Source organism: Maribacter forsetii DSM 18668 (assembly GCF_000744105.1).
GTDB classification, from domain to species: domain Bacteria; phylum Bacteroidota; class Bacteroidia; order Flavobacteriales; family Flavobacteriaceae; genus Maribacter; species Maribacter forsetii.
Genome location: NZ_JQLH01000001.1, coordinates 72,975 through 95,963, shown reverse-complemented (window position 1 = coordinate 95,963; position 22,989 = coordinate 72,975). Strand labels below are relative to the sequence as shown.

Annotated in this window: 15 protein-coding genes; 12 read left to right on the top strand and 3 right to left on the bottom strand. The window is 36.7% G+C overall.

Annotated features, from left to right (window positions below; genetic code table 11):
* Positions 1 to 5: 5 nt before the first annotated feature.
* Complete coding sequence (nirB, locus tag P177_RS00485; RefSeq protein WP_036150713.1) at positions 6 to 2,522, bottom strand: nitrite reductase large subunit NirB; 2,517 nt, start codon at positions 2,520 to 2,522, stop codon at positions 6 to 8.
* Between the two features lie 122 nt (positions 2,523 to 2,644).
* Between nirB and cobA the strand changes: the two genes are divergently transcribed.
* The 12 genes from cobA to P177_RS20445 all read left to right on the top strand — a co-directional run bounded on the left by cobA (position 2,645) and on the right by P177_RS20445 (position 17,951).
* Positions 2,645 to 3,418, top strand: a complete 774-nt coding sequence (cobA, locus tag P177_RS00480; protein ID WP_245232985.1) for a uroporphyrinogen-III C-methyltransferase — start codon at positions 2,645 to 2,647, stop codon at positions 3,416 to 3,418.
* Between the two features lie 246 nt (positions 3,419 to 3,664).
* Positions 3,665 to 5,092, top strand: coding sequence for a NarK family nitrate/nitrite MFS transporter (locus tag P177_RS00475; RefSeq protein ID WP_036150711.1), 1,428 nt, complete (start codon positions 3,665 to 3,667; stop codon positions 5,090 to 5,092).
* A 12-nt stretch (positions 5,093 to 5,104) separates the two neighbouring features.
* A complete protein-coding gene (locus tag P177_RS00470; RefSeq protein ID WP_051941658.1) occupies positions 5,105 to 5,863 on the top strand; it encodes a Crp/Fnr family transcriptional regulator in 759 nt (252 codons plus the stop codon).
* A gap of 250 nt (positions 5,864 to 6,113) precedes the next feature.
* Positions 6,114 to 7,502 carry a CmpA/NrtA family ABC transporter substrate-binding protein gene (locus tag P177_RS00465; RefSeq protein WP_036150709.1) on the top strand — a complete coding sequence of 463 codons (1,389 nt, stop codon included), beginning with the start codon at positions 6,114 to 6,116 and terminating at the stop codon, positions 7,500 to 7,502.
* Between the two features lie 33 nt (positions 7,503 to 7,535).
* Complete coding sequence (locus P177_RS00460; RefSeq protein WP_036150706.1) at positions 7,536 to 8,636, top strand: ABC transporter permease; 1,101 nt, start codon at positions 7,536 to 7,538, stop codon at positions 8,634 to 8,636.
* Between the two features lie 19 nt (positions 8,637 to 8,655).
* A complete protein-coding gene (locus tag P177_RS00455) occupies positions 8,656 to 9,495 on the top strand; it encodes an ABC transporter ATP-binding protein (RefSeq protein ID WP_036150703.1) in 840 nt (279 codons plus the stop codon).
* A gap of 17 nt (positions 9,496 to 9,512) precedes the next feature.
* The gene (locus tag P177_RS00450; protein ID WP_157486618.1) at positions 9,513 to 10,331 is read left to right on the top strand and encodes an ABC transporter ATP-binding protein; all 819 of its coding nucleotides are present in this window, start codon (positions 9,513 to 9,515) and stop codon (positions 10,329 to 10,331) included.
* Positions 10,332 to 10,365: 34 nt separating this feature from the next.
* Positions 10,366 to 11,646 (top strand): alginate export family protein, encoded by a 1,281-nt coding sequence (locus tag P177_RS00445; RefSeq protein ID WP_036150697.1) that lies wholly within the window; start codon positions 10,366 to 10,368, stop codon positions 11,644 to 11,646.
* An 89-nt stretch (positions 11,647 to 11,735) separates the two neighbouring features.
* The gene (locus P177_RS00440; RefSeq protein WP_051941657.1) at positions 11,736 to 12,431 is read left to right on the top strand and encodes a response regulator transcription factor; all 696 of its coding nucleotides are present in this window, start codon (positions 11,736 to 11,738) and stop codon (positions 12,429 to 12,431) included.
* Positions 12,432 to 12,702: 271 nt separating this feature from the next.
* Positions 12,703 to 16,233 (top strand): nitrate reductase, encoded by a 3,531-nt coding sequence (locus P177_RS00435; protein ID WP_036150694.1) that lies wholly within the window; start codon positions 12,703 to 12,705, stop codon positions 16,231 to 16,233.
* Between the two features lie 11 nt (positions 16,234 to 16,244).
* Positions 16,245 to 17,681: a rubredoxin gene (locus P177_RS00430; RefSeq protein ID WP_036150691.1), complete on the top strand. Its 1,437-nt coding sequence runs from the start codon at positions 16,245 to 16,247 to the stop codon at positions 17,679 to 17,681.
* Positions 17,682 to 17,825: 144 nt separating this feature from the next.
* Complete coding sequence (locus tag P177_RS20445; protein WP_262493296.1) at positions 17,826 to 17,951, top strand: hypothetical protein; 126 nt, start codon at positions 17,826 to 17,828, stop codon at positions 17,949 to 17,951.
* 27 nt (positions 17,952 to 17,978) lie between these two features.
* On the opposite strand, the gene P177_RS00425 is transcribed toward P177_RS20445, so the two are convergent.
* Both P177_RS00425 and P177_RS00420 read right to left on the bottom strand, forming a co-directional pair.
* Complete coding sequence (locus tag P177_RS00425; protein WP_036150688.1) at positions 17,979 to 19,190, bottom strand: Pycsar system effector family protein; 1,212 nt, start codon at positions 19,188 to 19,190, stop codon at positions 17,979 to 17,981.
* A 47-nt stretch (positions 19,191 to 19,237) separates the two neighbouring features.
* Positions 19,238 to 22,978: a ShlB/FhaC/HecB family hemolysin secretion/activation protein gene (locus P177_RS00420; RefSeq protein WP_051941656.1), complete on the bottom strand. Its 3,741-nt coding sequence runs from the start codon at positions 22,976 to 22,978 to the stop codon at positions 19,238 to 19,240.
* Between the last annotated feature and the right edge of the window lie 11 nt (positions 22,979 to 22,989).

Below are 22,989 nucleotides of genomic sequence, written 5' to 3'. Positions count from 1 at the left end.
CTAAATTAGACCCATTTTTCTGGCATTTTTTGTTCTCTTAATGGAACAAAAACTAAGTTGTCATCTTCTTCTTCACTATTTACAAAGTGATTAAAACGCTTCATCATTTCTGGGTCGTTAATAGCTTGTGTCCATTCGCACTCAAACTTATTAACTAGTGTTTGCATTTCATTTTCTAAGTCCTCTGCAATCCCTAATTTATCATCTATAATTACTTCTTTTAAATAATTAAGTCCACCTTCTAAACGTTCTTGCCATGCTGCTGTTCTTTGCAATGGTTTTGCAGTACGCATGTATAACATTAGGTAACGGTCAATATATTTAATTACGGTTTCATTATCTATTTGCTCTGCAAATAACTCAGCATGTCTTGGTGTAGCGCCACCATTACCTCCAAGGTATAAGTTCCAACCACCTTCAACAGCAATTAAACCAAAATCTTTTCCACGAGCTTCGGCACATTCACGAATACAACCAGAAACACCACCTTTAATTTTGTGTGGAGCACGTATTCCTCGGTATCTATTTTCCAATTCAATACCAAAACTTACACTTTCATCCATACCGTAACGACACCAAGTAGAACCCACACAAGTTTTTACTGTACGTAAAGATTTCCCGTAAGCGTGTCCGCTTTCAAAACCATGGTCTATTAAATCTTTCCAGATTAACGGTAATTGGTTTAAGGTAGCTCCAAATAAATCGATACGAACACCACCAGTTACTTTGGTATATAAATCATATTTCTTAGCAATTTCTCCAAGAGCAATTAGCTTATCTGGTGTAATTTCTCCACCAGGAACCCGCGGTACAACAGAGTAGGTACCGTTACGCTGAATGTTAGCTAAGAATCGATCATTAGAATCTTGTATAGCATATTCTTTATTTGCCGTATCAGCATTTATACTCGCCATTAATGATGCTACAACTGGTTTACATAATTCGCAACCATGACCACCGTTTCCGTGGTTATCTAATACTTCATTAAAAGTTTTATATCCTTTTACTTGTATTATTTTGTATAAATCTTGTCTGTTTAAATCAAAATGTTCACAAACTGTATCTTTAACTTCTATACCTAAAGATTTTAGAGTAGCCTCGGTAAGGTCTTTGACCATGGGCTTACATCCACCACAACCCGTACCTGCTTTAGTACAACTAACCACATCGGCAAGGTCTTTAGATTCACCACTCTCAATAGTACCGCAAATTTGTCCTTTGGTAACATTTTCACAAGAGCATATTTGTGCTTCATCTGGTAAATCCATAACATCACCAAAAGAACCTCCACCTTCACCAGCAGGTAAAATTAATTGAGCAGGATCCTCAGGAATAACCATTCCATTTAAAAATATTTGGTGCAGCATGCTATAATCTGATGCATCACCAACTAGAATACCACCTAATAATGTTTTACCGTCAAGGCTTACATTTATTCTTTTATAAAGGTGTTGTGTTTTGTTTTCAAAAATAATAGAATGTCCTTTAGATGCTGGCATAAATGGCTCACCGAAACTTGCAACATCAACTCCAATAAGCTTTAATTTGGTAGACATGTCGATATTGGCTGGCATTAGCGTTTCTTCCCCTAGAATTTGGTCTACAGCAACTCCTGCCATATCATAACCAGGAGCTACTAATCCATATATCATTTGATTGTAAAGAGCAATTTCGCCTATAGCATATATATTGCTATCAGATGTTTGCATTTTGTTGTCCACAATGATACCACCACGAACACCAACCTCTAATCCCGAATTTTTTCCTAGTTCATCCCTTGGGCGAATTCCTGCAGAAACCACTAACATGTCAACATCTAGAACATCATCTTCTCCAAACTCCATTCCTGTAATGTATCCGTCATCCCCAAGAATTTGATTGGTTGCTTTGCTTAAATGAATGTTTAAACCAATAGATTCCAGTTTCAATTGTAATACCTGACTACTTCTAGAATCTAACTGTCTTGGCATTAATTTAGGTGCGAACTCTACAATATGTGGTTCCAGACCCATATCCATAACCGCCTTACCTGCCTCTAGACCCAGAAGTCCACCACCTAGAACTGCAGCTTTTGCATTTGGGTTCTTTGCTTTTATTTTAGCTGCGTACGCCAACATGCCTTCTAAATCTTCAATAGTTCTGTATACAAAAACACCTTCTTTTTCAACACCTTTAATAGGAGGTACAAAAGCAGATGACCCTGTTGCTAAAACCAGATAGTCATAAGAAAACGCTCTGTCTTTGGCTGTAGTTATGGTTTTATTAGTTCTATCGATGTCCGATACGCGTTCATCTACGATAAGATCTATACCATTTTCTGTGTACCATTCTGCCGGAGCCATTTCTAAAGCTTTAGCATCTTGATTTTCGAAAAATTCGCTTAGGTGAACTCTGTCATACGCAGGCCTTGGCTCTTCACCAAAAACAATAAGTTTAAATTGTTTGCTTTCTTCTTTCGCTACAAACTTCTCACAAAATTTGTACCCTACCATTCCATTACCGACAACAATTATAGTTTTCATACCGTATTATTTAGCTACTTAGCAATATTACGTATAAATACGTATATAATTAATGATTTTATGAAAATAATTACGTATTCTTGTTGAAGAATCGATAATTAATAATGCTAAATACTATGAAGATGGAATTGGAGAAAACGGCAAAAGTAAGTTTGGTGGGGGCAGGTCCTGGAGCCAAAGACCTAATAACAGTAAGGGGTTTAAGAGTTTTGATTGAAGCGGATGTTATATTGTACGATGCATTAATTAGTGATGAGCTGTTGTCTGAACTACGTACTGATATTCCAAAGATATATACGGGTAAAAGATGTGGAAAACACTCTCATACTCAAGATGAGATCAATGAATTGATAGTCAAATATGCGTTTGAATACGGACATGTAGTTAGATTAAAAGGCGGAGATCCATTTGTTTTTGGTAGGGCAAACGAAGAGATAGAATATGTAGAGGCCTTTGGTATTCCTGTAAGTATAATACCGGGAATCTCAAGTTCAATTGCCGTACCATCTAGTCAAGGAATACCTATGACTAAAAGAGGGGTAAGCAGTAGTTTTTGGGTAATGACCGCCACTAAAAAAGATGGTACATTCTCTCAAGATTTGCAATATGCCGCTAAATCATCTACAACAATGGTCATATTGATGGGTATACGAAAACTAAGTGAAATAGTGGATGAGGTTAGTAAATACAGGGGTATAATGACTCCCGTTGCCGTAATACAAAATGGAACAACCAAAAATGAGCGGTGTGTGGTGGCAACCTTAGAGACTATTCATCAACACCAATTATCTATAGATCCTAATATGCACGGTATTATCGTAATTGGAGATGTAGTTGCTGATCATCCATCTTTTTTTGAAGAAGAAGTACAGCGTATTTTGCATGACGCTATTTGATTCGAAATCCGATTTTAAATGTCGAATTGCTTTGTAATATATAACCAATTCGAATAGTTGTAAAACTATAAAACTGAATATTATGGATTATTCGGCGGCTAAAAATCCGAATAGAACAATTAATGCAAGATTAATTCTGATTATCGGCAATAATACGTAGTAATCTGTAATATTTTATAAAACTACGTATAATTACGTATTATTTATAGTAGGTTTGTATAGATTTACTAACGAAACGAAGATATCATGGAAAATCAATCTCAAAAATCCACAACTTTAAAGTTAACTGATTTAAAAAGTATGCCCATACGTACTTTCTGGATTACATCAATAGCATTCTTTATATGCTTTTTTGCATGGTTTGGTATCGTTCCTTTTATGCCAGATGTGGTTAGAGATTTAGGATTAACTCCGGATCAAAAATGGAACTCCATTATTTTGGCGGTTACGGGAACCGTTTTTGCTAGACTATTAATTGGTAAGCTTTGTGATAAATATGGCCCTAGATTATGTTATACCTATTTGTTGATTTTAGGGGCCATTCCCGTAATTCTGATCGGATTTGTTCAAACACCTACGCAATTTTTAATATGTAGATTGTTTATAGGATTTATTGGTGCGTCGTTTGTAATTACACAGTTTCATACTTCTATTATGTTCGCCCCTAATATAGTGGGTACTGCCAATGCTACTTCTGCTGGATGGGGAAATTTAGGTGGTGGTGCCAATCGTCTGGGTATGCCATTAATTGCTGCTGCGGTGGTAAGTTTTGGGGTTGCCGATGAAATTGCCTGGAGATATTCTATGATTATCGCTGGTGTTATTGCCATGATAATGGGTGTTGTGTATTACTTTTTTACGCAAGATACTCCTGAGGGAAACTTTAAAGAATTGAAGGAAGCAGGCAAAATGCCGAAGCTTAAAAAAGATGAAGAATCATTTGTAAGTGTATTGAAAGATTATAGAGTGTGGATCCTTTTCATTGTGTACGCAGCATCTTTTGGAATGGAGCTTACTGTTTATGGTACAATGGATGATTATTTGCAAAACACATTCGGATTAACAAGATCCACTGCAGGTAATCTGGTACTGTCATTTGCACTCATGAACATTTTTGCAAGAACCTTGGGTGGTTTTTTTGGGGATCGTTTTGGTAGATTAAAAGGATTGCGCGGAAGAGTGCTTTTCTTGACCGTAATTTTGGCGCTTGAAGGTATTATGCTTTCAACATTTTCTATGGCTACTAGTTTTGCAATGGGTATTGTGTTTTTGATAGCCTTTAGTTTAACGGTACAAATGGCAGAAGGGGCAACTTTCTCAGTAGTGCCATTTATAAACAAAAAAGCAATTGGTTCCATATCAGGTATTGTTGGTGCCGGCGGTAATGTAGGTGCTTTTTTAGCGGCACTTTTATTAAAGTCTAAATCGGCATTGGCAGAAACCAACGCTTTGGCAGCGAATGCAAATTTAGGAGAAGAAGCTATGAAGGCGGCACAATCCGCAGCCGCATCAGGAGCAGTTTCTAGCGGTTACTTTATTATTGGCGGATTTGTAATTGTTACCGCATTGACAACATTGGCTATTAAATTCTCTGCAGAAGATGAGAAACAGGTAAAGGAAGAATTGAAAAAATCTGAAACTCCAGTAGTTAAATTATCTACAAGTACTATATAAATAAATATATCTATGCGCACAGGCACAACAAACATATCAAAGTTTTCTTCTGAAAATTCAGAACTACTTGATAGTGCCTGTGGTATTTGTACCAATAAAAAATGCCTGATTCAAAAGAATATTCATTCTTCTAATATTGAAAAATTAGTTCAAGCAAGAAAAGAAATTAAATGTAAAAAAGGGCAACAGTTCATCATGGAAGGTGCTTCCGTTACCGGGCTGTTTTTTTTATTAAGCGGCAAAGTAAAAGTATTAAGAACCGGACTTCACGGTAAAGAACAGATTGTACGTTTTGCAGTACCAGGTGAAATTATTGGACATAGAGGTTTTGGTACAGAAGAGACCTACCCCATAAGTGCCATTGCATTAGTAGATTGTACACTGTGTTATTTCTCAAAAGAATTACTTCAAGAAACATTAAGGGAGACACCTAGTCTAACCTATGATTTTATGCTGTTTTATGCGAATGAGCTTAATCGCAGTGAAATCCGAGTAAAATCTTTATCCCAAATGACAGTAAGGGAACGTGTCATAGATACCTTATTATATATCAATCGTAAGTTTGGGCAAACCAACGGATTTTCTTCCCTATTATTAAGTAGACGAGAGTACGCAGACTATGCGGGTACTACAGAAGAACAAGTCATTAGAATGTTCTCTATCCTTAAAAAAGAAGGGTTATTACTTACCAAAGGCAAAAGAGTTGGTATTTCTAATATTGAATTGCTTAAAAAAGAAATATCAGAGCATAATTTCTATCTAGACAGCTAATAGTACGTACTTATTTCATACTTCTATTTACGTAGTTAACACCATGCCTTTTATTAATTGTAATTAATTGTTTTTCAGGGTATTATTTGTAATAGACTGTCTTTTGGCAGTTTTTAATATGGTTGATTAATATGTTTTAATGTGTTATAAAAAGAGGTTTAAACATCGTTTATATCATTAACGAGAAATGCTGTTACGTATATATTTGTAGAAATAAGTATTAATACGTAGAACACTAAATAATAAGATTATGAAAAACATTTTCACTTCATCTATTTTAACCCTTTCCCTCGCCTTGGTATTTACGGCGTGTGGAGATACAAAATCTAAGAAAACCGAAGCGGTTTCTGAAGAAGCTGTAGCTTCCAAAACTAAAGTGCTAGATATTGAAAAGCCACAGTTAACATTTGGCTTTATCAAACTGACGGATATGGCCCCTTTGGCTATTGCTAAAGAAAAAGGATTTTTTGAAGAGGAAGGACTTTTTGTTTCTGTAGAAGCACAATCTAACTGGAAAAATGTTTTAGACCGTGTAATTGACGGTCAATTAGACGGATCACATATGTTGGCAGGTCAGCCAATTGCTGCAGGAGCAGGATTTGGTAGACAGGCAGAATTGGTTACTCCGTTTTCAATGGATTTAAATGGTAACGGAATTACCGTATCTAATGATGTTTGGTCAAAAATGAAACCAAATGTACCTGCAGATTCTGATGGTAAGCCAATTCACCCAATTAAAGCAGATGCTTTAAAACCGGTAATTACATCTTATAAAAATGAAGGGAAACCTTTTAAAATGGGAATGGTTTTCCCGGTATCTACCCATAATTACGAATTGCGTTATTGGTTAGCTGCAGCAGGTATTCACCCAGGTATGTATACAGCTGATAATGTACAAGGGCAAATAGATGCCGAGGTTTTACTTTCTGTAACGCCACCGCCACAAATGCCAGCTACATTGGAGTCTGGTACTATTTACGGATACTGTGTAGGTGAACCTTGGAACCAACAAGCGGTTTTTAAAGGTATTGGTGTACCGGTTACTACAAACTATGATATCTGGAAAAATAATCCTGAAAAAGTATTTGTAATGACAAAGCAATTTGTAGAGCAAAACCCTAATACTGCCATAGCGGTAACAAAAGCATTGATCAGAGCTGGTAAGTGGTTAGATGAACCAACAAACAGAGACGAAGCGGTAGAAATATTATCCATGTCTCAATACGTAGGTGCGCCAAAAGAAGTATTGGCTAATTCTATGACAGGAACATTTGAATTTGAAAAAGGAGACAAGCGAGAAATGCCAGATTTCAATGTATTCTATAAGTACAATGCAACATATCCATTCTATTCTGACGGTATTTGGTTCTTAACTCAAATGCGTAGATGGGGACAGATTCCTGAGGCTAAATCTTCAGATTGGTATGCATCTACAATTAAGGATATTTACCGTCCAGATATCTGGAAAAAAGCAGCTGATTTATTAGTAGCTGAAGGACAGATTCCTGCAGCAGATGTTCCTGATACGGATGGTTACAAAGCTGCCACTTCAGATTTTATAGATGGAACCAGTTATGATGCCAAAGACCCAATTGGGTATATCAACAGTTTCTCAATTGGTAACAAAGACAAGAAATAATTAAAGCAATTCATTGACCCTAAACTAGATATTATGGAACAGGAAATGGTCTTAAAAAAGGAAAAGAGTATGTCTACAAATTTCAAGCAGATACTTGCAAAACTTACACCAAGCATAAAAAAGGATGGTATTATGAAATCCTTAAAAAATACTGGTATAACACTACTATCCATATTATTGTTTTTAGGGTTATGGCACATGGGTTCTAAAGCCTTATACAATAAAGAAGCGGACTATAAAATTGAAAAAGCCTTAACGGAAAGAGGAGAAGAAGCGGCAGCGGCAGAACGCGCATGTATAGAATCTGGTGACAGCAGTTGTCAACCAAATACATTGCCTTCTCCTACTCAAGTATGGGCTTCTTTAAAATCTTTAGTAGCGGATCACCATGTAATTAGTGCTGACAAAGCTGCTTTTGCAGAGAAAATGGCCGCTACCAATGAAAAGATGATCGCAGCGGGTAAAGACCCAATTGTTTATACGGGTAGAGCGTCATTTATAGATATCGTTCTTACTAGTATAAAAACAGTATTTGCTGGTTTTCTATTAGCATTACTTATTGCAGTGCCTATTGGTATAGTTATAGGGTTAAGTCCGTCATTACGTAGTGCCTTCAATTGGTTCATTCAAATTTTTAAACCTGTATCTCCTGTAGTATGGTATTTGTTGGTTTTCATGATTGTAAAAACCTTGTATATAGGTGACAGTTCTGATAATGCTTTTGTTATCTCCTTTATAAGTGTTGGTTTTTGTGCCATGTGGGCAACATTGGTTAATACGGCAATGGGCGTGGCATCGGTAGATAAAGATTATATCAATGTTGCCAAAGTATTGAAACTGGGTACTTTTCAAAAAGTGTTCAAGGTAATTTTACCTTCTTCATTACCATTGATTTTTACAGGGCTACGTATTACACTTTCTGTGGCGTGGATGGTATTAATTGCTATTGAGCTTTTAGCACAAAGTCAAGGTTTAGGTCTTTTCGTATGGGAAGAATTTCAAAACGGAGCCAATGACTCAAACGCAAAAATTATTGTAGCAATGTTCGTCATCGGTATCATTGGTTTCTTGTTAGATAGACTAATGCTTGCCGTACAGAATATGGTTTCCTTCAATAAAAACGAAATGGCATAACGCTTTCAAAAGATAGAACATGGCATACTTAGAACTAAATAATATATACAAAACCTATGGTGAGGGTGAGAACAGTACAGAGGTACTTTCTAACATAAACCTTACTATGGATGAAGGTGAGTTTGTAGCTATTGTCGGCTTTACCGGAAGTGGAAAAACCACTTTGGTAAATCTTATAAATGGTCTTCTACAACCCACAAGCGGTGAGGTTCTTTTTAAAGGAGTTCCAGTTACTGATACCAGCCATGAGCGTGGTGTAATTTTTCAAAACTATTCGCTTTTACCTTGGCTTACCGTTGGGCAAAATATTTACATGGCCGTAAAAGAGGCTTTTCCAAAAGAAAGTAAAAAAGTGTTGATGGAAAGGGTAAGAGCGTATGTGGCTATGGTAAGTTTAAGTCCTGCAATCAATAAAAGACCTAAAGAATTATCTGGTGGTATGCGTCAAAGAGTTGCGGTAGCCCGCGCGCTGGCCATGAATCCGGAAATGATCATAATGGATGAACCTCTAGGTGCTTTGGATGCTTTGACCCGTGGAAATTTACAAGATGAAATTTTGAATATCTGGAGTCAAGATAAGCGTACTGCTTTATTGATTACCAATGATGTCGATGAAGGTATTTATATGGCAGATCGGATTATTCCTCTAAAGCCAGGACCAAATGCAACGTTGGGACCAGAGTTTAAAATCGACATTGAAAGACCAAGGGATAAAACGGCAATGAACGATAATCCTGTATACAAGAAAACCAGAAATGCCATCATAGAATATCTAATGGATATTGGCGATGAGAGAAAAACAGTATCAGAGGTAGAATATAAATTACCGGAGCTTACTCCTAAAAGCTTTGTAGCCTAAAGAAAAAGAATATGAACATGACACAACAATCTAACGAAGTGTATTCAGAGAATGGTATTGTCTACCCTGATAATGTAATGCTGGATCTTGCGAATTTGAAAAAGGTCTATCCTACCCCAAAGGGCGATTATGTGGTACTTGAAGATTTGAACCTGAAAATCTTAAAAGAAGAGTTTGTAACCATTATTGGGCATTCAGGTTGTGGAAAAACAACGATGCTTTCTATGATTGCTGGTCTTAATGAAATCTCTGGAGGTAATATATCGGTTTTGGGCAACCCGGTAAAAGGTCCCGGTCCAGATAGGGGTGTCATTTTTCAATCTCCAAGTCTAATGCCTTGGATGACCGCTTTGGATAATGTATTGCTAGGAGTAAATCAAGTTTTTCCAAGTGCAACCAAAACACAACGTCAAGATGTTGCAAAATATTACTTGCACAAAGTAGGCTTGGAAGACGCATTTTATAAAAAAGCATCTGAACTTTCGCAAGGTATGCAACAACGTGTAGGTATAGCACGTGCTTTTGCCATTAAGCCAAAAGTATTGTTGTTAGACGAGCCGTTTGGGATGCTAGATTCTTTGACCCGTGGAGAACTGCAAGATATTTTAATAGAAATCTGGAACAAAGAAAAAATTACCGCAGTCATGATTACGCATGATGTGGATGAAGCCATCTTTTTGGCAGATCGTGTGGTAATGATGACCAGTGGACCTAAAGCTAAAATAGGGGATATTCTTTCCATAGATTTTGAAAGACCAAGGACTAGAAAATCCGTTTTGGAAAACGATGATTATTACACCTACAGAAAACATTTAATAGACTTCTTAGAACACTAACAAATAACTCAATCAAACATTAAAAATTACGATTATGAAAAAGCAATATCTAATCATTACACTATTGTTTCTAACCGCAAATGGCATTTATGCACAATTTACGTTAGACGGGCAGTTTAGACCAAGAACAGAATACAGACATGGTTTTGGTAATTTAATACCAGATGCCGCAGATGCTGGTTTCGCCATTTCTACACGAGCTCGATTAAATGCAAAGTATGAATCTGAGGCGTATCAATTTTACCTAAGCTTACAAGATGTAATGGTTTGGGGAGAGAACAGACAAATTTTACCAGATGATCAGAATGATTCTTTTGCTGTATTTGAAGCATGGGCTAATATTAATTTAGGCAAAGGCTGGTCTACCAAATTAGGGCGTCAAGTAATATCTTATGACGATCAAAGAATATTTGGTGGCTTAGACTGGGCGCAACAAGGTAGAAACCATGATGCGGGGCTTTTAAAGTATAAGAAAAATAAATTCATGATGGATATAGGTTTGGCTTTCAGTCAAGATTTTGATAACCCAACAGGGTTTCAATCTGTAGGTACGGCTTACAATACATCTGGGTTCTTTACATATAAAACCATGCAATACTTATATGCCAAGCAGCAAGGAGAAAAATTTTCAGGTAGCTTATTGATCTTGAACAATGGATTTCAGAATTTTGATGTTAATGGCGATGCAGATGGTATAAGTAGCTTACAGACTATTGGAACTCACTTAGGCTATAAGTCTGGTAAGTTTAATGCAATGGCTAATTTATTTATACAAACCGGCGAAAGACAAGGTGAGTTAGATGTTAAAGGGGCGTATTTATTAGGCCTGGAGCTAGGTTATAAAGCTAGCCCTAAAGTAGCCTTAGGTTTGGGTACGGAAGTAATCAGCGGTAATGATGGTGATGCAGGTGAAACTGGGGCTTTCTTTCCTTTATACGGAACCAACCATAAGTTTAACGGATTCATGGATTATTTCTACGTAGGTAACCATGCTAATTCAGTGGGTCTTTTTGATATTCATGCAAGTGCGAAATTCGATTTAGGCAAGCAATCAAGCTTACTGGTTAAAGTATTGAACTTTAGTGGAGAACAAGAATTAGCAAGTGGTGAAAAATCATTGGGTACGGAAATAGATTTGGTATTTGCAAAGAAATTCAAGGGTTACGGTCTGGCAATTGGGTATTCTCAAATGTTCGCTGCAGATGGTATGTATGAGCTTAAGGGAATTACAGATGACTTAGCGGCAAGCAGTCAAAATTGGGCTTGGGTTCAATTAACGATCAAACCTCAGTTTTTGAACACAAAGAAAGAGTAGTTTTATAAAGTAAGTAGTTAGTTATGCGGTCTATACAGCTATGGTTGTATGGACCGTATTTTTATTTTTAAAATATTGCGTAATTTAGCATGTTACGTATAATTACCTATATTTTGAGTGAAACAACGAGGATAGTATTAGCAGATGATCACGCTTTGGTTAGGGACGGAATTCGTTCTTTATTGGAATCGGAATCTGATTTAGAAGTAATCGGTGAGGCAGCCAACGGAAAAGAAGCTATTGAGCTGGTAGGCAAAGTATCTCCAGATATTTTAATCATAGATATTAGAATGCCTGTAATGAATGGTATAGATGCCGTGGCAGAATTGACCAAGAGCAAATCAGAGGTAAAGACCATTATACTCTCTATGCATGATTCTGAGGAATATATCTTAAAATCCATCAGTTCGGGTGCCAATGGGTATTTGTTAAAAGACACTGATAAATCAGAGTTTATAAAGGCAATCCATACCGTAAGAGAAGGCGGTAAATACTTTAGTGGAGATATAAGTAATGTTTTGGTAAATAACTTATTGGGAGCCAAAAAAGAAGAAGTAAAAGAAGAAGCGCCGCGCAAAACAGGTGATAATGTCTTTGATTTGACCAATAAAGAATTAAAGGTATTGGAATTGGTGTTGTCAGGATTAACCAATCAACAAATATCAGAGAAACTTCAAAACAGCAAGCGTACTATAGAAACGCACCGTTTTAATTTAATGCGTAAGATGGATGTAAAAAACCTTATTGATCTTTCTAAAAAGTCGCAGAAGCATAATCTTATCTAAGAAGGTTTTACTTCAAATAACTCATATCGAAAGTGTAAAGCCTAAGAACATCTGCAGGAAAAATCTTTAGCTAATGTTATCTTTTACGCGTATTTCACTTTAACATTTCAACACCTCACTTTCCCATTTATTGATCAATTCTCAGTGTCTGCTTGTCAAAATTGCGGATCACTCGATTTAATCCAAAACATTTACGATAAAAAAGTACGTATTTATACGTACTTTTTATAATTTGCAGTATACTTCTGAACCATTCTTTATCATTGATAAAATGAACAGTAATAAAACTCATAAAACAATATGTTCCTATTGCGGTGTAGGCTGCGGTATACTTGTAGATGTTGATGCAAAAGGAACTATTTCGGTAGATGGTAATCCAGATTATCCGTCTAATAAAGGCATGCTCTGTACAAAAGGGCGTAACCTAAACTACGTAGCTCAAGATACTACAGATAGAATTCTGTATCCAGAAATGAAATGGAGCAGAAATCATCCATTGCAACGTGTTTCTTGGGATGCCGCTTTTGAGCGTGCCGCTGCAGTATTTAAAAGCATTATTGCCAAACATGGTCCAGATAGTGTAGGGTTTTATGTGTCTGGTCAGTGCTTAACGGAAGAGTACTACCTTATCAATAAATTGACAAAAGGATTTATTGGTACCAATAATATAGATACCAATTCTAGGCTATGCATGAGTTCTGCCGTGGTAGGGTATAAGAAAACCCTGGGTGAAGACTCCGTTCCCATTTCATATGAAGATATAGAACTGGCAGATTGTTTTTTAATTGCAGGAGCAAACCCGGCATGGTGCCATCCTATCTTATATAGAAGATTGGAAAAACATAAAGAAGAAAATCCGAATGTAAAGATAATTGTAGTAGATCCACGTAAGACACAGACTTGTGCCGGCGCAGATTTACATTTGCAGATATTACCGGGTACAGATGTAATTCTATTCAATGCCATTGCACGTAGATTAATTGAAAAAAGAAAAATAGATAGTACTTTCATTAAAAAGCACACTGCCAATTTTGAAGCTTGTAAAGAAATGGCTTATAGTTTATCTCTTAAAGAAGCTGCTAAAAAATGCGATATTCCTGTTGGTGATATTCGTAAGGCGGCAGAATATATAGGTAACGCCAAAAAGTTCATAAGTATGTGGACCATGGGGCTGAACCAAAGTGTTATAGGTGTTGCTAAAAATGTATCGCTATTAAACCTATCCTTATTAACAGGTCAAATAGGTAAGCCAGGATCAGGACCATTTTCATTAACAGGTCAGCCAAATGCTATGGGCGGCAGAGAAGTTGGTGGTATGGCAAGTTTATTGGCTGCACATAAAAACTTAGGTAATCCAGCACATAGAAAAGAAGTCTCGGATTTTTGGGGAGGCGGAGAAATACAAGCCGAACCAGGGTACACGGCAACAGAAATGTTCGATGCATTAGATGAAGGAAAGCTAAAAGCAGTTTGGATCGTTTGTACTAACCCAGCGGTAAGTATGCCCAATTCTAACAAAGTAGAAAGAGCATTGAAAAAGTCAAAATTCGTAGTAGTACAAGATATATCACATAACTCAGAGACCACAAAATTTGCCGATTTATTATTACCTGCAGCAGGTTGGTTAGAGAAAGAAGGTACCATGACCAATTCAGAAAGGCGTATAAGTCACTTGCCTAAAGTGATAGATGCTCCCGGTGAAGCACTGCCAGATGCCGAAATTATTTGGCGTTTTGCACAAGCCATGGGTTATAGCGGCTTTGACTACAATAATAGCAGTGAGGTTTATGACGAACATTGTTTATTGACCAAAGGCACAGATATAGATATTTCTGGGCTGTCCTATGAAAGGTTAATTAACGAAGGTAGTTTTCAATGGCCGGTACCGCATAAAACACATAAAGGAACACCAAGGTTATTTACAGATCGTAAATTTTTGACCGACGATAAAAAGGCACATTTTAATGCTCCTACTACCCTATACAATAAATCTGAAGAAACAAGTAGTGATTATCCGCTGATATTGAATTCTGGGCGAGTTCGTGATCAATGGCATACCAGAACCAAAACCGGTAAGGTGAAGAGGTTATTGACCCATATACCCCAACCATATTTAGAAATGAACGCGGTAGATGCCTATTTACGTAAAATTAGGGAAGGTGATATTGCGGTAGTAAAAAGTAGAAGAGGGCAAGTACAGGTAAAAGTGCAGCTTAATTATGATATTAGAGAATCGGTTGTTTTTTTACCAATGCATTGGGGTAAAGTATTAAATAATGATTTTGGTAGGGCAAATAACTTGACCAATGATTTGGTTGATCCGGTTTCTAAAGAGCCAGATTTTAAGTACTGTGCCGTTGAGGTCACAAAGTTTGTAAAAGAAAAACAGAAGATTGTTGTTATTGGTGCTGGAGCTGCGGCTTACCGTTTTATACAATCGTATAGAGAAAAGAATAGCATAGATGAACTTCATGTATTTTCCAAGGAGAAAGATCCTTTTTATAACCGTGTATTGTTACCGGAGTATGTAAGTGATGAACTCTCATGGGAAGCTTTAGAGAAGCTAAAAGATGGTGAGCTACAAAAGTTAGATGTGCATTTACATTCGGGTATTGGTATCGATAATATTAATGCGGAGAATAAAACGGTTTTAGGTTCGGACGGAAAAGAGCATACCTACGATTTGCTGATTATGGCAACAGGTAGTAGAGCCTTTATACCAAGTGATGTACAAATAAAATTACCGGGTCGTTTTACCATGCGTGAAAGAGGCGATGCAGATAAACTTAGAAAATATCTGTTAGAGACCGGATTGCAGGCAAAAGACCAGAATGTGGTTATTGTTGGTGGCGGGCTTCTAGGATTGGAGCTTGCGGCAGCTTTAAAGAAAATCAACATAAACATCAGTATTATTCAACGTGCACCACGATTAATGGAGCGTCAACTAGATAGTGTGGCTAGTCGTTTGTTGGCAGAAGATGTTATGGAACGCGGTATTAATCTATATTTTGATAATGAAGTAAGTACCGTTTTTGAAGATAAAGAACAAAAACATAGCTTATTGGTAAACCTTAAAACAGGGCGTACCATTCAGTGTAATGCAATTGTATATGCCATAGGTACAAGACCAAATATTGAATTGGCAAAGCCTACGGGGATTAAAACAAGAAGAGGTGTTGTGGTCAATTCATACTTGCAAAGCAGTGATCCTTCTATATTTGCTTTGGGAGAAATAGCCGAGTTTAAAAATGCACTTTTTGGCATTACCTCAGCTGCAGAACAACAGGCAGATATTGCAGCCAATTTTATACTGGGAGACTTTAGTAGTATTTACAATGGTTCGGTTTTAATGAACATATTAAAATTTGAAAATCTTGATCTCTGCAGTATAGGTATGGTGAATTCACCAATTGGCGATTCATCTTACGAAGAAATTATTTTAATGGATGTAAGTAAGCGCTTTTACAAGAAATGCATTGTAAAGGACGATACTCTTAAAGGAGCCATTTTAATGGGTGATAAAAATGAGTTTGCAGAGTTTAAAAGGCTAATAGAAGAAGAAATTGAACTCTCTGAAAAACGAGACGAATTGTTGCGTGGTGCTTCCACCTCGGTGCCTTTAAAAGGCAAGTTGGTTTGTTCTTGTAGTCAGGTGGGAGAAGGAAATGTAATTGATGCCATAAACGGCGGATGTTCAGACTTCAATAAATTATGTTCAGAAACCGGGGCAGGTCTGGGTTGTGGTAGTTGTAAGCCCGAAATAAAAGATTTATTAAAGAAACAGCTGGTATTGGCAAACTAAAAGAGCACATTATGAACGATGATCTGCATAGAATATTAATAAAAGGAGGTGTTACCTCTCCGGGTGAATTGAAGGATATTATTACCATGTTAGAAGCTGCGGGACTAACAAGTGTAAATTTTGGATCACGGCAAGATATTTTGTTCCCGCTGAAGGATGCTAAAGAAGAGCAGCTAGAAAGTATCTCAAAATTTAATACCGATATTATTGGCAATCGCTCGTATCAGAATATCGTAAGTTCTTATGTTTCGGCAGATATTTTTGATATGACCCATTGGTTAAAGGGGTCTACTTATCTCTATATTTTAGAGGGATTTGATTTTCTTCCCAAGCTTAAAATCAATATTACTGATCCCAAACAACGATTGGTGCCAATTTTTAGTGGTAACCTTAATTTTATAGCCTCTGAACAAGAAGATTATTGGTATCTGAATATAAAATTACCACATTGGAATTCATCGGCATTTTATCCTGTTCTAATTTATAGTTGGGATATCAATTCTATCTCCAAACAGATTGAAGAAATATATGAAGATATCTCAGATATAGACGAGCTTTTTTTCATCATGAACAAAAACTTGGAGACCAATAATAAGACTATGGAGAAGGAATTAAAGGTTCCTTTTCAAACCTTTCCGTATTATGAAGGTATGAACCGTTTAGGGTCAGATTTGTACTGGTTGGGTCTCTATTGGAGAAACAACAAATATGACCTTTCTTTCTTAAAAGAATTTTGTGGCTTTTGCTTGGATAACAGTATAGGTAAAATATGTATTACCCCATGGAAATCATTTGTGGTAAAGGGAATAAAAAAATCTAGCAGACCAGAGCTTGAACGGTTTCTAGGTAAAAAAGGTATTAATGTAAGGCACTCTCAACTAGAGATGAATTGGCATGTGCCTATTGATGATGGTGAGGCGCTGGAATTAAAAAAATATTTGGTACGTAGCTTTGATCAAAATGATATTAGTACCTACGGTCTTACCTTTGGTATAAGCAATGAAGTGGGTAAACGTTCGCACTTTGCCTCGGTGATTATTGAAAAGAACAGTTTGCCCACCATTGTTAAAGAATTTGAAGTACGCCCAACGTACAACGTATTACATTTCGAGCATTTTGACCCTAATAGTCAAAAGTACATTACCTATGCTCAAGACATAGATAAAATTGAATTACCTGGTCTTTTAATGGAGTTAAGTAAAATGTACTTTGATCAATTAGGTCGCGTAGATGATAATGAAGAAAAGACTAGTGTTGAAATTGTGGATGCTACCCAGTCTTTGTATCAGTGTCAAGATTGCTTAACGGTTTACGATGCCACTTTCGGCGATGATGCCTTTAATATCCCTGCAGGAACCAAATTTGAAGATATTGATGATGCGTATGAGTGCCAAATGTGTGCGGCCCCCAAGTCAAGGTTTAAAGAAGCTATGATTCAAATGAGCTAAATGCAAATTAAAGAAATATGGTATCTAACTATGTGTCAATATGTTAATGAAGTTGTAATGGAGGTAATAAATTCAGCTATGAAGTCAAAACCATACTCTGTTTAGGCATAATTTTGTGGTGTAATCTTAAATAGACCACCCCTCATGACCAGGGTAAATATAAATAATCAAAATAAAGAGCCAGTTTTGGCAAAGGCATTAAAATTCACCATAGTAATTGCCGCAATAGGTATATTATTGTGTGTAGGACTAATGACATTTGGAGTGTAAACCAGCTATCAAGTTTTAAAATTTCGATTACGGCTGCATTACAGGGAGTTCCAAGACTCTTTCTGGCCCGTAGAATTTCAGTGCTATACCAAATACAATTACTGAAATAATCATACCTACCATAAAAACGGTGTAGGTCCAACGTAGAATTCTGTACTTTCTTTCCAATACAACACCCAAAAAATAAAGATCTTTTGTCAATGAACTGTAGATATAATCTTTGTCTTTTATAAGCTCGTTCATTGCCCAATTATACTGCTCCAACTTCATTTTATGAAAATTTCCAAAGAACAATAGGTTAACCTTTTTAGTCGTCACTTCTTCTTCTGTAAACTGCCCAGTGGTAATATTGGGTTTTGTTGCAATAATAGACATGACCATAGAAACCACACTAAAAACAATGAACAGGAACGTAGGATAAAATAGGTAATCGTTTGATGGATTATCTAATTTGGGAACCAGATTTGCCAATGCCATAGATATAATTATAGCATTTACCGAAAGTAAAATATTCGCTTTGGTATCGGCAATATCACTGAGTTTTAAGTGATTTTGTAAGGTAACCCTATATAAAGTTTGTATTCCCCTATCTGGTAACTCTCCTTTATATTTTGCTTTTAAGCTCTCTTTTTTAATAAGCTCATTGTTCTTCTTTCTTGCCTTAATGAGCCTCTTTACATTCTTATCTTTTCCTTTTTGCCAATTTTCAATGGCATAATCAGTATAAAATCGATGTCTTGTACGTAAAAGTGTAATGTTTTCTTCTCGCCATTCTGTCGAAGAACTGTTTTGCCTGCCCATAAGAGAAAGCTCTTCTCGTAACAGCTCTGTAGTTGCGGTAAAATTCTTTACGTGAAAATGAGAGGAGTCGGCATCTCTTATTATTTTTTCTAATTCGCTATCAGGCTCATAATTTTTCTTCGTAGCCATAATAAGGCTTTGCACCCTCTCAACAAATGACTTTGGCATTTGGTGCTTGGTCAAGAAATCTTTTGCCAATTGAGAACTATATTCTTCGTGATTCGTGTATGAAATGGTATAACCAAGATCGTGAAACCATGCGGCCACTAAAAGCAACTCACTTTCCTCATTACCAATTTTTTCACCTTCGATCAGCTCTTTGGCACTATCTACAACACGCTGCGTATGCCTAAGGTTATGATATAGAAATCTCGGGTTGATATCGCCGGTCAATTGATCAGTGGCAAATACCTCGGCTTTAGAAACTATTGTTGACATATTGGTTTTATAATACTTTAGAAAAGTACAAAATTAATTCTCTTACGCTAAAAGGATAATCCAAAACCTACTTGAATAAGATTACTTTCTTTAGAATTGAAATATCCAACATTAAATGTAAGTGCTTTTAAGCTACTGATCCAGAATCCACCACCTTGTGAGGTGTGCCATACGTTTGAACCTTCATTGGGCATCCATACTCTACCATAATCAAAGCCGCCATACATACCAATGGTTACTGGCGATACAGCTGTAACGTAACGTTTAAGCTTCAATTTTAGGTCAGAAGACTGGTAGAAATAAGACTTACCTGTAAAACGCTCATCCCTAAATCCTCGTAATCCGTTATTACCGCCAATTGATGGGGTATGGTAAAAATAGACGTCGTTATAATCAAAAAGACCTTTATACTCCGCGGTTGTACTTAACACCAGATCCCCCTTGGGTTCCAATTTATGATCAATTCCCACTTTCAATGAGGCATAACCAAACTTATTGGAGTTGTTGTTAATATTGATTTTATATCCTGCTGAAAAACCGAAATAAATAGCTTTTGAAGGAAAATCTCCAGCGTCGTCACGATCATAATTACCAGTCAATTCTACGCCACCATAATTCTGGTTTTCGAAAATATCATCCTCTAAGTTTGCGGGTGTAAAAAGACGGTCAGGATTATCTGCTACTTTAAATGATTCAAACAAACCTTTTATACGTAAGCTATAGTATGCCAACCCGGCACTTGCTTTAAAAGTTCTGATTCTTCCTCTGTAATAATCTCGATCTAAGGCATCTTCATTGTTTACGGTTTCGTTACCATACCCAAAGAAGTTGCTTACGTAACGATCATTCGCAAAATAGGCATCCATTTCAAAATTCCATCCAGGGAAAACACTTCCATAAATTCCAGAATATGAAAGTTCTGCAGCTTTAAATTTAAAATAATAGTTTGCACTTACCGTATGTTGCTGTCTAAAAGAATTACCGTCAATACCATGTTGTGTATATGTATTTGTTGCACCTAAGAACATACCATCATCGGTTCTAAAACCTAGGCTTGGCACTAACACATTGGTATTCGGTTTAAAATATCTGAAATGGAAGGTGTTTGTTTTGTAATTGTCCGTTAATAAAGTCTTGGGTTGTAAATCTTCAATATTGATTTTCTCATGTTCCCAATCATATAACTTCACCTTTTTCTTATTGGCAACTGTATACGTGTCTTTACCGTAACCACCAATAATCCTCAATTTTGTTTTAGGCTTTGCATTGCCTTCAACTACAAATTTGTCGTCATCTCCTAAACCATAGATCCAAACCTCTTTGGTTAGACTGTCATTGAAAGTTCTTGAATATATAAGCTCATTCTTTTTATCGGTGAAAATTCGTTTTACTTCTACTTTTGTATTTCCGTTTTTCATACGGGTCATAGTGAAAATATCATCTTTTTCTGTACCAATGACAGCAACAATCTTATTGAGGTAAGTTGCATAATTTTCGGCAGTTTCTGGCAATGTTAAAAGGCGCTGTTTTAGACTCTTTTTGATATACTCAGAAGTTTCGTCTTGTACTGATTTTGGTAAACGGTTAAAAGCATTTTCTATAACCTCAGGTGTCATACCTTTTTGTATCGCCTTGGCTTCTTCGATCCAAACTTCTGGTCCGTGAGCAGTAGTTAAGGTTCTGTCTAAACCGCTACCGGATAGATTAAACCATTTCACATTATCTACATCCTCATCATAAGATTCCCAATTTCTGGTGCCGGGAACAAACCATTGTAGAAACGGAATTACCTTGCCATCAAATCTAGGGAAGGCATTATCCCTATCTCTTGGTACGGGCATAAATTCTTTTTCACCATCTGGACTCTCGTATTCTATCCATCTCCATTGATCTTGGTGACGGTCCCAATCTCCGATCAACATATCAAAAATACGGGCTCTTATAAAACTTCTTTCATCTACCCAGTAAGATTCATCGCTTTTTATCTTCTCGAGCATATCAGTAGTACTTTCGTAATCTGTAACCTCGCCCGATGTTTCGTTAATAGTTCTTCTGTATCCCTTATAATGTGCCTGCTCTTCAGATGGTCTTCTTTCTATATAATATAGTTGGTCACCAAAATTCTCATTATGTTCCTTAAGATTATCCTGTTTTGGTACAAAAAACAAATCGGTATCAGAATTATTGATATCTACAGATGCCGTTAACGGATCAATTACCAATTGCATATAAGGGTGTGCTGTAGTAAAGAAATCGGAAATCGCCTTTTCTGCCCATGTATCTTGGTAATCCTGAGTATTGTATGAAATACCGGGCAGCTTAAATTTTAAAAATTTCAATGCACTTTTTTGAAGCGAGCGCATAGCATATTGTTTACCTTTTTCATCTTCTAAACGAAGAGAGAAAGACTGGTGCCCTCCACCTTCTTTAACAACCGATAAGCCATTATATAGCGTATCTAATTGAACAATGGGAGCTTCAACGGGCAGACCGTAATATGTACGGTAGCGTTCACCCCATAGAAATTTATAGAATCCACTTTTGTTGTAATCTTTTGGGTTGTCTAATATTTTAGCCTCTTTAGTGGCTTCGGCACTTACGGCAAATTGGTCGTACGTTCTTTTTTCTTCTTTTTTAGGCAAAACATCAAAAGTTTTGCTTGAGTTGAGTTCATTTTCTAAAATGAAAGTAACTTTTGAGCTGCCATCTTTAAAATAGTCTAAACGTGCAAAACCTCTTTCACCATACACATATTCTCCATGATATTCTATAGAACCACCTATAGCGGTGATCCTACCTGGGCTCATTTTTGCAGCACTTTTTTCGCCAAGGGAACCACTTACGATTTGGTGAATACCGCCACCTTCTAATAATTGTAAACTTTCTTCATGACCAGAAATTAGTGTAATTCGGTCATTGGCTTGTGCCAAAGCGCTTACAGCAATGCGCAGGTAATTGTAACGCCTTGAGTTTACATGTTCAGGGTCAAAGGCACCAAGATCCATTACGGCATTCTTAACAGTGCCCAATAAAGGTAATGGGGTAGCATGGTCTTTTACCGTTGTTTTACCGGCATAAGTACCATTGGTAAATACGGGGTGGTGCATGGCAATAACAATATTTTTACCCTGGCCATCACCAATATACCCTTCCAACTCTTCCATAAACCGTCTGCGGGTAATAATATCTGTACACTTGCTATTAATGCCTTCTATTCTAGACCAATTTGCCACAAACCACTTAGAATCAACAAGAATTAAATCTAAATCATCGTTGATAACCTGGTGGTCAATAGGACAGCCATTATTGGGTACGACCGCTGTATTTTTTCTATTGACATCTTTAAGGTAATTCTCTACCCTTTCAATTTTATCTAGCTCGTAGCTTTTCCATTCATTATTACCAGGCAAGAAAACAGTTTCTCCTTTAAAGCCCGATGAAAAGTCTAGCTGTTGCTTTATAAGTAAACTATCAACTTTCCAATTACTGCTTTCGGGCGAAATGTTATCACCGGTCAATACTAATGTGCTATTTTCAGAAGCATTGTCAAGCTCTTCTTTAAATCGTTTTAAAAGAGCATTGTTCGGTGCAGACGAAGCATTGCCCAAGCCACCAGCTATGTAGAATGAATACGTAATTTCTTTATCTACAGGCAAGTTGTTCTCTTGTACATTGCTCTGTTCTATATACGTAGCGCATGAAGAAAGCAACAGCAATGCGAATGTAAAACTGATGAATTTTATCGTTTTATAGTTTGCTTCAATAATTTGAAGTGGTTGGTCGATCATAAATATAGTTA